The following is a 16,150-nucleotide window of genomic DNA, read 5'->3' on the forward strand; positions in this document are numbered from 1 at the left end:
AAAATATAAAAAAATGAAGAATTTTAAAATTTATACTCAATATTTATTTCTTTTAACATTTCTTTTTTTGAATTCTTGCAAAAAACCAGTTGATAAGATTTATAGAGAATCAGACATTAACATTATTCCAAAGGTAGCATCATTAGAAATAAATGCGGGTGTTTTTCAGTTTGATAAAAACACACAATTTGTAGTTTCAAATGACACTCAAAAAAATGTTGCCAAAATTTTAATTGATAGATTTAAGATAGTTGCAGATTGGGACTTAAAAATTACAGAAACCGCTCCAAAAGAGAATTATATCATTTTTAAAAAGGATGGAAGTTTGGCCAACGAAGCCTATGAATTACTCGTTACTAAAAATGAAATAACAATAACTGCTTCCAACCTTTCAGGATATTTATATAGCATACAAAGTCTTCGCCAATTACTACCTGTAGAAATCGAGCGTCAAGAAAAAGTATCTAATGTAGATTGGGAAATTCCCAACCTTACCATAAAAGACAGTCCGCGTTTTCAATGGCGAGGATTGATGTTAGATATCTCACGGCATTTTTTTGGTAAAGAATACATTAAAGAAACCATTGATGCTTTGGCAATGCATAAAATGAACATTTTACATTTGCATTTGGTAGATGATCAAGGTTGGCGAATTGAAATAAAAAAATACCCAAAATTAACTGAAATTGGAGCCTTTAGAGTAGATCAAGAAGCGCTGCATTGGAATAAAAGAAAGGCAGTTACTTCTGAGCAAAAAGGAACTTATGGTGGATTTTTAACACAAGAAGAATTAAAAGAAATTGTAGCCTACGCAATCTCAAAAGGCGTAGAAGTTGTGCCAGAAATTGAAATGCCTGCGCATGTTTCTAGTGCTATTGCTGCGTATCCAGAATTGTCATGCTTTGATAAAGAAATTGGAGTTCCTTCTGGGGGTGTTTGGCCAATAACAGATATTTATTGTGCAGGAAAGGAAAATACATTTCACTTTTTAGAGGCCGTGTTAACAGAAGTAATGGCTATTTTTCCATCAAAATACATTCATATTGGTGGCGATGAAGCAACTAAAACCAATTGGAAAATCTGTCCACATTGTCAAAAGAGAATGAAAAAAGAAGGACTTCATGATGTAGAAGAATTGCAAAGTTATTTTATTCAACGGATAGAAAAGTTTATCAACGCAAACGGGAAAAAACTAATTGGTTGGGATGAAATTCTAGAAGGAGGGCTTGCACCAGATGCAACTGTTATGAGTTGGCGCGGTGTAAAAGGAGGTTTACAAGCAGCTGCAGAAGGGCACGATGTTGTTATGTCTCCAACCTCACACTCGTATTTTGATTATTATCAAGGACCTGCAGAAAAAGAACCTTTAGCAATTGGCGGGTATACCCCTTTAAGTAAAGTGTACCAATTTGATCCTATTGTTCCTTCCATGTCAGCAAAAGAGGCAGCCCACGTTTTAGGTGGTCAGGCCAATTTATGGTCAGAATACATTCCCACAGAAAGTCATTCGCAATATATGATTTTTCCAAGATTAACGGCATTGTCAGAAACACTTTGGAGTACAAAAAAATCTCGAAATTGGCCAGATTTTTCAAATCGATTGCAACCGATGCTACAACGATATGAATATTTAGGAATCAACTATGCAAAAAGTTCATTTTTACTAAAATCAGAAATAGCAATAAATGCTGATAAAAAATCGGCTTCCTTAATTTTAACGAACGAACATCCAACAGCTAATATCAAATACGCATTAGATAATGATGCATTAAATAGGTCATCGAAAACATATACAAAACCAATTTCCTTAACAGCAACTACAGTGGTAAAAGCGTCCATTTTTAGTGATGATAAACTTACGGGAGCACTATTTTTAGATACCATAAAATTCCATAAAGCTATTGCGAGTAACCTAATTTTTAAGACGAAGTATAGTAATAAATATAAAGGTTCAGGGGAATTTACACTAGTGAATACATTAAGAGGAACCAAGAATTTTAGAGATGGCAGATGGCAGGCATGGCTAAATAAAGAGGCACATATTATTTTAGATTTAGGCGATCAAAAATTGGTAAGCCAAGTAGTTGTTGGTGCTATGGAGAACCAAAGAAACGGCATCTATTATCCATCAGAAATAAAGATTTTTACTTCAAATGATGGTGAAAGCTTTAAGGAAATCACTGCTTTAAAAAGGCCTTTTAAAGTAAACAAAGCTCAAGAATTAAAAGATTTTAAAATCGATTTTAAATCACAAAATACAAGATTTATAAAGATAGAAGCCAATTTTTCTAAAAAGCGAAAAGACATCAAAGAGTTTTGGTTGTTTTTTGATGAAATTTTAATCTATTAAAACTACAATTGAATTCTAATTAAAAACTATGAGGAATTTTGTTTTTATTATCTTTTTATTACTGGCGAATTCTATAATTCTGGCACAAGAATTCACGCAATATGTAAATCCATTTATCGGTACTTCTAATTATGGGGCTACCAATCCAGGAGCTATTGCGCCAAGAGGCATGGTGAGCGTATCGCCTTTTAATGTATCTGGAAAACAGAATATTATGGAGAAAGATAGCAGATGGTTGTCGAATCCTTATGTAAACGAAAACACTTTTTTAACGGGTTTTTCTCATGTAAATTTAAGTGGTGTGGGCTGTCCAGATTTAGGGGTTCTTTTATTGATGCCAACAACGGGTAAGTTAGAAACCAATCATTTAAAATACGGAAGTACCTATAAAAATGAATTTGCAAAAGCGGGGTATTATAGTACAACGTTGCATAAGTACAATATAAAAGTAGAAACTACAGCAACTATAAGAACAGGAATTTCGAGATATTCTTTTCCAAAAGGCGAAGCTAATATCTTACTAAATTTGGGTGTAGGACTAACAAACGAAGAAGGTGCATTGATAAAAATAGTTTCATCAACAGAAATTGAAGGAATTAGGAATGTAGGATCTTTCTGTTATTACAAGCCTGAAGAAGCCTATCCTGTTTATTTTGTAGCAAAGTTTAGCAAGCCAGCAAAGGAATTCGGAATTTGGAAAAAGCCAAGTATTTATAAAGGAAAAGAAGCAGCATGGATGCCTTATAATGGCAAAACCAGATTGTTTAAAAGCTATAAAAAAGAAGTAATTGGCGATAGTATTGGCAGTTATTTTAGCTATTATTTTGAGACCCCAACCCAAGTAGAAGTTAAAATTGGGGTTTCTTATGTAAGTATTAAAAATGCCAGAGAAAATTTAGAAAAGGAAACGGAAAATTTATCTTTTGATGAAGTATATCAACAAACTTCTACTACTTGGAATGAGCAACTCTCTAAAATAAAAGTAGAAGGCGGTTCTAAAGACGATAAAACTATTTTTTACACTGCATTATATCATACATTAATTCACCCAAATATTTTAAATGATTTTAATGGCGAATATCCAAGTATGGGAACCCGTAAAACTTTAAAAACAGCAGGTACAAGATTTACGGTATTCTCTTTTTGGGATACTTATCGAAACTTGCATGCGTTTATGTCTTTGGTATATCCCAAACAACAGTCTAATATGGTAAAAAGCATGTTGACCATTTATGATGAAAGTGGCTGGTTGCCCAAATGGGAATTGAACGCAACAGAAACAACTACCATGGTAGGTGATCCTGCGGGAATCATTATAACAGACACCTACTTAAAAGGAATTAGAGATTTTGATATTGAAAAGGCATATAAAGCCATGCTGAAAAGTGCTACGCAACTAGAGAAAAACCCATTAAGACCAGGAATTAAAGAATATATAACTAAAGGCTATTTAACTACAAATCATAAAGGTTCTGTTTCGACCACTCAAGAATATAATATTAGTGATTATGCTATTGCTTTGTTGGCAAAAGAACTCGGTAAAAAAGATACTTACAAACAATTTTTAAAACGCTCAACATCTTATAGAAATTTATTTGATAATAATTTGAAATTATTGCGACCTCAAAATCCTGATAGAACTTGGTACAAACTATTTGATCCTTTGGCAGGGGCAAATTTTACGAAGAACGAAGGTTTTATAGAAGGCAATGCTTGGCAATATACTTTTATGGTGGCTCATGATACAAAAGGTTTGATAAAATTAATGGGAGGAAAAAAAGCATATAGCCATCAGCTACAAAAAGTATTTGATACCCATCAATTCGACATGGCAAATGAGCCAGATATGGGGTATCCGTATTTGTTTAATTATATAAATGGTGAAGAATGGCGTAGTCAGAAAAAAGTAAAAGAATTGGTGCGAACGTATTTTCAAAACAAACCTGCAGGACTTCCAGGAAACGATGATACAGGAACCATGTCTGCATGGCTACTTTATAGTATGATGGGCATATATCCAATTTCTCCAGCAGCACCTTTTTACACAATTACAACACCAATGTTCGATAAAATTACGGTTGAATTGGACCAAAATTATTATAAAGGAAAACAATTAATCATTACCAAAAAAGGTTCTAAAGATGGTTTGGTTAACAAAATTCAATTAAACGAAAAAAATCATAAAAGTTATTTTATAGACCATAAAGAGTTGACAAAAGGAGCAATTTTAAACATCATTCTAAAATAGCAAGCCTTAATTTGCACCAACACCTTTTCAAATTTGTTATTGGTCGAACAAATTTGAGTCTTATTTTCTTTGTTGGTTAATTTATAGAAGAAATTTAATTCTTAATAGTTGAGTAAATTGAGTTTTTGTTTGAGTTAATTTAAATTGAAAAGGGAGAATATGATACATTTTTCCTTTTTTTATTTGTTAAAATATTAAGCTGTTTTTTACAATTACAATTTTTATAGTAATTTATGGCTTTAAAATTTAACCAAATTTTTTTATTACTGTTTGAAAAAAGGTTTTCAACTATGAATGTTTTAAAATAAAATCAATTTTAATATAAGATGAAAAGCGTAAAATGCAATATTGTTAAAAAAAAATCAATTTTAGTACTTTTATTTGTGTTATGTTTTGCGTTTGCTACTTGTAAAACAAGACAAAAAGAAGAAAAAATAAAAAAACCCAACATCATTTTTATAATGAGTGATGATCATGCATATCAAGCAATTAGTGCGTATGGGCATGACTTAAATAATACACCAAATATTGATAGGATAGCGAACGAAGGCGCTATTCTTAAGAAAGCTTTTGTAACCAATTCTATTTGTGCGCCAAGTAGAGCGGTGATGTTAACAGGGAAACACAGTCATATAAATGGTAAAGTTGACAATATTAGACCTTTCGATTGGAATCAAAATAATTTTGCCAAAGATTTGCAAAAAGTAGGGTATGAAACTGCTTTGGTTGGTAAAATTCACCTAAAAGGAACTCCACAAGGGTTTGATTATTCGAACGTTTTAGTAGGTCAAGGACATTATTATGCCCCAGAATTTATAGAAAATGGTGTCAAGAAAAAAATTCCAGGATATGTCACTCAAATAACCACAGATATTGCTATTGATTGGTTAGATCATAAACGGGAAAAAGACAAGCCTTTTTTATTATTATACCATCAAAAAGCACCGCATAGAACGTGGATGCCAGAAGAAAAATATTTGGATTTATTCACGGATAAAACCTTTGACCCGCCAGCTAATTTGTTTGATGATTACGAAGGAAGACCTGCTGCAGCTACTCACGAAATGGGTATTTATAAAGATATGGATTTAGTTTATGATTTGAAGATGTTGGATAAAGAAGGCGACATAAAAACGACATATAGAAATGCTTTTAAAGGGCGATACAATAGAATGACCGATGAACAAAAAGCTGCTTGGGATGCTCATTACTACCCTATTATAGAAGATTTTAAAGCTAAAAATTTAGAAGGCAAAGATTTAGCGCTTTGGAAGTATAACAGGTACATGCAAGACTATTTAAGCACTATCCAGTCTGTTGATGATGGCGTTGGTGAAGTATTGGATTACCTCAAAGCAAACGGATTGGAAGAAAACACCATAGTTGTTTATACATCAGACCAAGGTTTTTATTTAGGTGAACACGGTTGGTTTGACAAACGTTTTATGTATGAGGAATCGTTTAGAACGCCTTTATTGATGAAATATCCTAAAGAAATTAAAGCGGGAACTGTAATAGATGGACTAGTACAAAATTTAGATTTTGCTCCTACATTTCTTGATTATGCTGGTGTTGAAATTGATGAAAGTATTCAAGGTGAATCTTTCAGGAAATTAGTAAACGGTGAAGCAAGCGAATGGCGAGATGCTATTTATTATACCTATTATGAATTTCCTGGTGAGCATCATGTAAAACGCCATTATGGAGTCAGAACTGATAAATATAAATTGATTCATTTTTATTATGATATTGATACCTGGGAGTTATATGATTTAGAAAAAGACCCATCAGAAATGAATAATGTATATGATGATAAATCGTATGCCGATGTTCAAGAAAAAATGCACAAAGAATTGCAAAATATGAGAACAAAATATGGAGATAGTGATAAGATGAACAAGGAGCATCTCAAAAGATTTCTAGACTTTAAAGAACAAAAAATAAAGGAAAGAGAAGACATAGAGAAACAAAAAAATAAAACATAAAAAATCAATGAAAAAAACGATAATTATATTTTTTGTCTTAGCAGGATTATTTTTCAATTCCTGCAAACAAGAAAAGGCTAAAATAGAACCCAAAGAGCCTGAAAATTATTTAGAGGAATCTGAGGAAGATTTTGCAAAACGTATGCAATGGTTTACTGATGCTAAGTATGGTATGTTCATCCATTTTGGATTATACAGTCAATTAGGAGGTATTTATAAAGGAAACGATAAAGGACGTTATGCAGAATGGATTCAAGGAAACCAAAATATACCTTCAGAAGAATATGTAAAACTTCTTGACACTTGGAATCCAAAAGATTTTGATGCAGACAAAATTGTAAAACTAGCCAAAGATTCAGAAATGAAGTATTTAGTAGTAACCACAAAGCATCATGAAGGATTTTGCTTATTCGATTCTAAATATACCGATTTCGATATTGCAAGTACACCAATGAAAGGTAGAGATTTTATTAAAGAATTGGCAGAGGCTTGTAAAAAACAAGGCATCGTTTTTGGAACGTATTATAGTATTACCGATTGGCATGAAGGTTCGCAATATGTAGAAGAAGGAAAAGGTTGGGGTATGATGAAAATGCATGAAGGACAAAAAGAAAAATATGTGACTTACATGAAAAATCAAATTAAAGAATTAATTGAAAATTACGATACTAATATCCTCTGGTTTGATGGTGATTGGGTAGATTGGTGGACGCTGGAAGATGGTAATGATTTATACCAATACAGTCGTGAATTAAAACCAAGCATTATCATAAATAATCGAGTTTCTAAAAGGAAGTTATTCAAAAAAGATTTTGGAACACCTGAGCAATTCCATTTAGATTCTATTGTAAATTACAACTGGGAAGCTTGCTATACCATTAATGATTCTTGGGGTTATAAAGAAAAGGACACTTTATGGAAATCGCCAGCAGAAATCTATGAAAAATTAAAAGATATCACAGCAAAAGGCGGGAACTTTTTATTAAATGTAGGACCAGATGGTAATGGTGTTATTCCAGAACGTTCAGCTGAAATATTATTAGAAGTTGGTGAAATGTTAAGAAGAGAAGGTAAATAATTATAACATAAAATGAAAAAGCTAAGATATTTAATGGTTCTAATTATCTCTGTGTTTGCAATAAGTTGTAAAGAAAAACAAGTTGCAAAACAGGAAAATACAAAACCAAATATTTTGTTCATTTTTACAGACGATCAACGACATGATGCTGTTGGAAGTCTTGGTATCGAAAATGTCAAAACACCCAATATAGACAAACTAGTCCAAAACGGCACGTCATTCACCAATTCATACATTTTAGGTGCTACAACAGCTGCTGTTTGTTCGCCAAGTAGAGCGATGTTGATGACTGGACGCCACTATTTTAATATCGAACCAAATGTATATGCGCAATTTGCATTTTCAAAAGAAGACAGAGGGAAAAGTGATAAACTAACGTTTCCAGAATACTTTAAAGCTAATGGTTATAAAACGTTTGCTACAGGAAAGCAGCATAATGGAGAACCATGGGTAGAAAGAGGTTTTACACATGTAAAATCTGTATTCTTAGGAGGCATGACTACCCATTTTGGCACTAAAGTAAAAGATTACACCCCTAAAACAGGTTGGTCTGAGGCTTATCAAAATAAAGAAAAATTTAGTAGTGAAGTATTTGCTGATGCTGCAGTAGGTTTTTTAGATAGTTATATAAAAGAGAATCCATTTTTAATGTACATTGCTTTTACAGCACCACATGACCCACGTACAGCACCACAAGAATTTCATAATATGTATCCTACTGAGGATATGGTGTTACCAGATAATTTTATGCCTCAGCACCCTTTTGAAATTGCTGATGACAATATTAGAGATGAACGATTGGCACCTTTTCCAAGAACAGAAGCCATTATTCAAAAAGAAATATCGGATTACTATGCGATGATTACAGCAACCGATGCACAAATTGGACGCATTTTAAAGGCTTTGGAAGCTTCAGGTCAAACCGAAAATACAATAATTGTTTTTGCAGGTGATAACGGATTAGCATTGGGTCAGCATGGTTTATTAGGTAAACAAAATGTATATGAACATAGTGTAGGTGTGCCTTTAATTTTTTGTGGCCCATATATTCCAAAGAATCAAAAAGTAGATGCTTTAGCATATTTGCATGATGTATTTCCAACGTTATGTGGTTTAACAGGTTTAGAAATTCCTGACTCAGTTGAAACAGAAGATTTATCACCAGTTATAAAAGGCGAAAAACAGCAAGTGAGAGAAAGTATGATGTATGCGTACAATACTTGGCCAGGGGATTTTTTGAATGAAAACAGAAAACACAATCCCGGGGGAGGAGAAAGGGCAGTAAGAAAAGACAATTATAAATTGATTGTTAGTAGTAAAGAAGATGCATTTACATATCAGCTATTTGATTTAGAAAAAGACCCTTGGGAACTATCTAACTTAGTTGAAGATGAATATTACACTTCGGTTAAGGAAGATTTACTAAAAGAATTAGAAGAATTAATGAAAAAAGCTGGAGATACCGCAAAATTGAATAAAAGAGAATTTGGGCTTTTTGATAATCCAGAAGCTTTCCGATTCAAATAAGAGATAATGAATAGAATGAAACATTTTAGAGTTTTAAGCTTTTTATTTTTTGCAAGTGTTGTTAGTATAACATTGGCTCAAGAAAAAGAATTGTCTTGGGATGAACTAGCAGACCAATACGAATGTCCCGAATGGTTTAGAGATGCCAAATTTGGAATTTGGTTTCACTGGGGCCCACAGGCAGTTCCAGAACAAGGTGGCGGTTGGTATGCCCGCCATATGTATATGCAAGACGTCGGCAAACAAAAATTCGGAAAAATGGCAAATCCGTATCATTTACAAACGTATGGACATCCATCAGAATTCGGATTTAAAGATGTTATCAACTCTTGGAAAGCTGAAAATTTTGATGCCGAATATTTAATAAATTTTTCAAAAGAAAATGGAGCAAAATATATTGTTGCCTTAGCCAATCATCATGACCATTTCGATTTGTTCGATTCGTCTTATCACCCATGGAATTCGGTAGATGTAGGCCCCAAAAAAGATATTATTGGAGCATTTGAAAAAGCAACCCGTAATGCTGGGTTAAAATTTGGAGTTACCAGTCACGACGACCGGTTTTTAAACTGGTGGTTACCTGCTTTTGGATCAGATAAAGATGGAATCCATAAAGGTGTTCCTTACGATGGACGTTTAACCAAAGAAGACGGAAAAGGAAAATGGTGGGAAGGTTTAGATCCTAAAGATTTGTACGGGCCAGCACCAGAAGACAGAACTCCCGAGGTTATTGAAGAGATTAAAAAGAACTGGCAAAAACGACATATTGAATTGGTTAACAAATACAAACCAGACTTATTGTACAACGATGGTTTTAACTTTTCTTATGATAAATATGGAAAAGAGGTTGCCCGTAAGTTGTACAACAATAGCTTTAATGAAAATGGTTTTGTAAATGCAGTAATGCTATTAAAAAGAAAAGAAAAAGGAACGGTTAACGAAGTGGAATCCGGTGGGAGTAACACATTACGTGAAGATCCTTGGCAATCAGAAATTACATTTACAGACTGGTTTTATAAAAAAGACAGACATTTAACCCACAACGCGCGAACTATTTTGGAGATGCTTATTGAAGCGGTAAGTAAAAACGGAAATTTACTACTGAATATAGAATTACATCCAGATGGAACAATTCCCGCTGAACAAAAAGTCAATATAAACATCGTGGGCGATTGGTTAAAAATAAATGGTGAAGCTATTTATGGAACACGACCATGGAAAGTGTATGGCGACGGAAAAAGTGTTCGTGAAGATACTGAAATAACCAGTAATGTCGAAGTTAGAAATGCAGGCGATGATTTCGCTAAAAAAGTAAACACAGCAGAACATTATAACCAAAGAACAACAGCTTCACCCGAATATGCTAGTGATGAAGTTAGATTTACTAAAAAGGGTGATAATTTATATATTATGGTTATGAATCCTGAAAAGGGTGACATTGAAATTCCGACATTTGGATTTAACAATAAAGCGAACCCCGGAAAAATTAAAAAGTTATCAAGGTTGGATACTCATGATAAAATAAAATTTAAACAAACAAAAACGAATGCTATCATATCAATTCCAGCAATTAATGGCAGAAGTTATCCTATGGTTCTAAAAGTAAATTTTAAATCTATTAACTTTTAAACAAAGCTAAAAATGAAACCAAAAAGTCATTTTGTTATCCTTACTTTCATCTTGTTTCTAATAATTTTTAGTTGTAAAAAAAATGCAGAAGAAAAAGTCAAAGAAGGTAAACAGCTAAGACCAAATATCCTATACATCATGTCCGACGACCATACGTCACAAGCCATGAGTATTTACAAAGGTATCTTAAACGACTATGTTCACACACCAAATATTCAACGTTTAGCATCTGAAGGTACCGTATTAGACAATTGTTTGGTGTCAAACTCTATATGCACACCCAGTCGTGCAACAGTGCTAACAGGACAGTATAGTCACATAAACGGCGTAACTACTTTAGGGGCTGGTTTATCACCAAATCACCCAACCATAGCAGGCGTCATGCAAAGAGGAGGTTATCAAACTTCTGTTATTGGAAAGTGGCACATGAAACAAGAACCCTCAAAAGATTTTGATTATTACTGTGTATTACCAGGTCAGGGAAGATATTGGGACCCAATAATGAAAACCAAAGAAAATTGGCAAGATTATGAAGATGGTGGTAAACCTTACGAAGGATTTAGCACCGATGTGATTGCAGATATGACTATAGATTGGATAGAAAACCGAGATAAATCTAAGCCATTCATAACTATGTGTCATTTTAAAGCAACACATGAGCCGTTCGATTATCCAGAACGATTTAGTCATTTATACCGCGATGAAGATATTCCAATTCCCGATTCATTTTATGATGATGGCGCAGAAACTACAGGAAGGTCATTTAAAGGGCAATCTGTTGATAATTTGAAAGAACGCTATTTGTTAGCTTCAAAAGACCCAGAGAATGTGCCAGGTTATATGAAGTATCCAGAATTACCGTTTTCAGTTGATGGTTTAACTCACAAAGAGGCGCGTTATAAAACCTATCAAAAATATGTAAAGGATTTTATGCGTTGCGGTGCAGCAATTGATGACAATGTTGGGAAACTATTAAATTATCTTGAAGAATCAGGATTAGCAGAAAATACCATTGTAATCTATACCGCAGACCAAGGGTACTTTTTAGGAGAACATGGTTGGTTTGATAAGCGTTTAATTTATGAAGAATCGATACACATGCCTTTTGTCATTCGATATCCAAAGGAAATTCCTGCTGGTAAACGTAATTCCGATTTGATAGAAAATGCTGATTTCTCAGCACTTTTTGCAGACTATGCAGGTCTTGATTATCCAGAAACTATGCAAGGGCGTAGCTTCCGCGAAAACTTAAAAGGAAATACTCCAGCAGATTGGCGAAAGTATGGCTATTATCGTTATTGGGACCACTCTAAAGACCGCCCAGGGCATTTTGGGATTAGAGGAAAACGATACAAACTGGCTTTTTTCTATGGAAACGGACTTAAAGTAAATGGTTACACTAAAGAAAATCAACCTACAAAATTCTGGGATTTTTTCGATTTAGAAAAAGACCCTAACGAAACCCATAATGCATATAGCGATGCCGAATATCAAGATATCATCAAGGAAATGAAAGTAGAAATTTTAAAACAACGCGATATGCTTGGTGACACCGATGCTGATAACGAAGAAATATTACAAATTATAGAAAACCACTGGGACATTTAAGATGACTTATTCAAAATATTTGCAACATATAACTAAAGGCATACAAATAGGATTATTATGTGTTCTGTTTTCGTTTTGTTCAAACCCAAAAGAAAAAGCGAAAAAAGACCATTTCAAATTATTTTATACCGTATCTGCTGAGAAATGGACAGAAGCTTTGCCCGTTGGAAACGGAAGTTTAGGAGCTATGATTTATGGAGGTGTAGAAAAAGAACACATTCAATTTAATGAAGAAACGTTGTGGGAAGGCAAGCCACACGATTATGCACATAAAGACGCTTATAAATATCTAGATACAATACGACAGCTATTGGCTGACGGTAAACAAAATGAGGCTACAAAACTGGCTAACAAAGAATTTATGAGTGTGCCACTTAGACAAATACATTACCAGCCATTTGGCGATTTATATATAGATTTTCAAGGACATGAAAACTATTCAGGGTATATAAGAGATTTAGATATTGAAAATGCAATTGCTACGGTTTCATATAAAGTAGATGATGTTAAATACAAACGTGAAGTTTTTTCAAGTTTTCCAGACCAAGCCATGGTAGTACATTTAACAGCTAATCAATCAAAAGCTTTACATTTTGAAATCTGGTTGGATGCTATTCATGAAGACAAACAACTTATAACAAATGGTAATTCCCAAACGCTTGGAGTAAAAATAAAAGATGGTGTTTTAAAGGGCATTTCTACAATAAAAGTAGATACCGATGGGGTTGTGAAAGTTGAAGATGGCAAGCTAAAAATAGCAGAGGCATCAAAGGCAACAGTATATTTATCCGCTGCAACTAATTATGTGAATTTCAATGATGTGTCTGCAAACCCTAATCAAATCGTAAAAGAAAGTTTAAGTAAGCTAGAAGGAACAGCGTATGAACAGATAAAGGAAAGCCATATAAAGGATTATCAAACGTTGTACAACCGTTTTCAAATTGATTTTGGAGATAATGGCAAATCAAAATTAACAACAGATAAAAGAATTTTTGATTTTTGGAAAAATGCAGATGACCCGCAACTTATCTCGCTTTACGTTCAATACGCACGTTATTTAACAATAGCTAGTAGTCGTCCAGGAACTAAACCACCAACGCTTCAAGGCCTTTGGAACGATAAAATAAAACCGCCATGGTTCAGTAGTTATACCACCAACATTAATCTAGAAATGAATTATTGGCCTGTAGAAGTTGCCAATTTAAGCGAGTGTCATGAACCCTTGTTCGATTTTATTGAAGATTTATCAAAAACAGGGGAAAACGTGTCGAAAGAACATTATGATGCTAAGGGGTGGATTGTGCATCATAACGTAGATATTTGGAGAGGCGCAGCACCGGTAAATAATGCAAATCATGGTATTTGGCTTGGCGGTGGTGCGTGGTTATGTTCGCATATTTGGGAGCATTATTTGTTTACAAAAGATGAAAAATTCTTAAAAGAACGCTACCCATTAATGAAGGAAGCTGCTGTTTTTTATGCAGATTTTCTTTATGAAGACCCAAAAACTGGCTATTTAATCAGTACACCGTCAAATTCTCCTGAAATTGGCGGTTTGGTTTCAGCACCAACTATGGATCATCAGTTGATAAGGGCTTTATTTAGAAGTGTTGTAGTGGCTTCTAATATTTTAGGTGAAGATGAAAGTTTTTCAAAAAAATTACAAGCGATGATTCCTAAAATCGCACCTAATAAAATAGGCAAACACGGTCAGTTACAAGAATGGCTAGAAGATAAGGACGACCCAAATAGTCATCATAGGCACGTATCTCATCTTTGGGCAGTATATCCTGGTAATGAAATCAATTATGAGGAAACACCGGATTTAATGAAAGCTGCAAAACAATCCTTGGAATACCGAGGCGATAATGGTACAGGTTGGAGTTTAGCTTGGAAAGTAGATTTCTGGGCACGTTTTAAAGATGGAAATAGAGCATATAAACTATTAAACATTTTATTAAGTCCCGCTGAAATTCCTGAACGAAAAATTAGAGGTGGTTCATATCCAAACTTATTTGATGCACATCCACCATTTCAAATAGATGGCAATTTTGGTGCAGCAGCAGGTATTATCGAAATGTTAATTCAAAGCCATTTAGGCAAAATTGAAATTTTACCAGCATTACCAGATGCATTACCAAACGGAAATATCTCGGGAGTTTGCGCAAGAGGCGGTTTTGAGTTAGCGTTCGAATGGAAAAATGGGGTTTTAAAGTCAGTAGAAGTTTTATCTAAAAATGGCGAAAAATGTACATTGGTTTACAAAGATAAAGTCATTGAATTTGATACTGAAAGTGGCCAAACGTATAAGTTTGATGAATTATTGAATAAGAAATAATTTTTTAAAAAATGTGGTATAATGAAGTTGATTATAGGTTTTTTAGCTTTCTTTTTAGGTAGTGCTTTTTTAGTAAGAGCTCAAAATGAAAAGCCGTCGAATCCAAACGTAATTATTTTTTTTACAGACGACCAAGGCTATCAAGATGTGGGTGTTTTTGGGTCACCATTAATTAAAACACCAAACTTGGATAAAATGGCAGCAGATGGTATAAAATTTACCTCTTTTTATTCAGCATCTTCCGTTTGTTCGCCTTCGCGGGCTGCATTGTTAACAGGGTCTTATCCGCTACGTGTTAGTGTTCCCGTTGTATTATGGCCTAATAGCGATAGTGGTTTGCCAACACAAGAGCTAACCATAGCTGATATGCTTAAAACAAAAGGCTATGCAACCGCATGTATAGGTAAATGGCATTTAGGTGATAAACCTGAGTTTTTACCAACAGCCCAAGGTTTTGATAGCTATTTAGGTATTCCATATAGTAATGACATGTCTGTAAATCCAAATTTTAAAGTAGCAGAAGATGCTGTTTTTAGAGAAGGGATGACCTTAGATAGTTTACGATATGCGAAACCTAAGAAATATTTTGTACCACTACTTCGTGATGATGCCGTTGTTGAATATCCAGTGGACCAGACAACACTAACAAAAAGATATACCAAGGAGGCAATAAGCTTCATTAAAAAAAATAAAGAAGAACCTTTCTTTTTATATGTAGCTCAAACCATGCCACATATTCCGTTATATGCTTCACCAGATTTTAAAGGTAAAAGTGCACGAGGTTTATATGGTGATGTTATTGAAGAGATTGATTGGAGTATGGGAACCATATTAAAAACCTTAGAATCTTTAGGAATAGATGATAATACACTCGTGATTTTCACATCGGATAATGGCCCTTGGAATCTTAAAGATGGACAAGGAGGAAGTGCATTACCGCTAAGAGGCTTTAAGTTTCAAACTTATGAAGGTGGTATGCGCGTACCTATGATAGCACAATGGAAAGGCAAAATTAAAGCAGGAAGTTTTACAGATAAAGTTGCTTCCACCATAGATTTGCTACCAACTATAGCATATCTAACAGAAGCTAAGGTTTCAGAAAAGCCTATGGATGGTAAAAATATTTGGCCTTTACTTTCTGGAAGCAAAAAAGCTAAATCTCCACACAGAAAAGATGGTTTTTATTATTATTCAGGCAAGACGCTTGAAGCAATACGAAGAGGTGATTGGAAATTGAGAATCAGAAATGGAGATGTAGAGCTATACAATCTTAAAAATGATATTTCAGAAAGTATAAATATAGCATCAACAAACCCGAAAATTGTAAAAAAATTACAAAAAATGATGGATGATTTTGATGCTGATTTAAAATTAAATACGCATTAGA

At 33.9% G+C, this 16,150-nt stretch carries 9 protein-coding genes; all 9 read left to right on the plus strand.

The annotated features are described in order from the left end of the window. Positions 1-13 precede the first annotated feature (13 nt). The 9 genes from Q0998_RS04050 to Q0998_RS04090 all read left to right on the plus strand — a co-directional run bounded on the left by Q0998_RS04050 (position 14) and on the right by Q0998_RS04090 (position 16,149). Positions 14-2,350, plus strand: a complete 2,337-nt coding sequence (locus Q0998_RS04050; RefSeq protein ID WP_299666596.1) for a family 20 glycosylhydrolase — start codon at positions 14-16, stop codon at positions 2,348-2,350. A gap of 28 nt (positions 2,351-2,378) precedes the next feature. Beyond that, the gene (locus Q0998_RS04055; RefSeq protein ID WP_299666598.1) at positions 2,379-4,598 is read left to right on the plus strand and encodes a GH92 family glycosyl hydrolase; all 2,220 of its coding nucleotides are present in this window, start codon (positions 2,379-2,381) and stop codon (positions 4,596-4,598) included. A 326-nt stretch (positions 4,599-4,924) separates the two neighbouring features. Next, positions 4,925-6,583 (plus strand): sulfatase, encoded by a 1,659-nt coding sequence (locus Q0998_RS04060; RefSeq protein ID WP_299666601.1) that lies wholly within the window; start codon positions 4,925-4,927, stop codon positions 6,581-6,583. Positions 6,584-6,590: 7 nt separating this feature from the next. Then, the gene (locus Q0998_RS04065; RefSeq protein ID WP_299666603.1) at positions 6,591-7,661 is read left to right on the plus strand and encodes an alpha-L-fucosidase; all 1,071 of its coding nucleotides are present in this window, start codon (positions 6,591-6,593) and stop codon (positions 7,659-7,661) included. Between the two features lie 12 nt (positions 7,662-7,673). Continuing rightward, entirely contained in the window at positions 7,674-9,188 is a 1,515-nt protein-coding gene (locus tag Q0998_RS04070; RefSeq protein ID WP_299666605.1) for a sulfatase-like hydrolase/transferase, read from the plus strand. Between the two features lie 6 nt (positions 9,189-9,194). Beyond that, complete coding sequence (locus Q0998_RS04075) at positions 9,195-10,817, plus strand: alpha-L-fucosidase (protein ID WP_299666609.1); 1,623 nt, start codon at positions 9,195-9,197, stop codon at positions 10,815-10,817. A gap of 12 nt (positions 10,818-10,829) precedes the next feature. After that, positions 10,830-12,425, plus strand: coding sequence for a sulfatase (locus Q0998_RS04080; RefSeq protein WP_299666611.1), 1,596 nt, complete (start codon positions 10,830-10,832; stop codon positions 12,423-12,425). 19 nt (positions 12,426-12,444) lie between these two features. Next, on the plus strand, positions 12,445-14,763 hold the full coding sequence (locus Q0998_RS04085) for a glycoside hydrolase family 95 protein (protein WP_299666614.1): 2,319 nt from the start codon (positions 12,445-12,447) through the stop codon (positions 14,761-14,763). Between the two features lie 21 nt (positions 14,764-14,784). Further along, a complete protein-coding gene (locus Q0998_RS04090) occupies positions 14,785-16,149 on the plus strand; it encodes a sulfatase (protein ID WP_299666617.1) in 1,365 nt (454 codons plus the stop codon). The last annotated feature ends 1 nt before the right edge of the window (position 16,150 follow it).

This window comes from uncultured Polaribacter sp., from assembly GCF_947501385.1.
GTDB lineage: Bacteria > Bacteroidota > Bacteroidia > Flavobacteriales > Flavobacteriaceae > Polaribacter.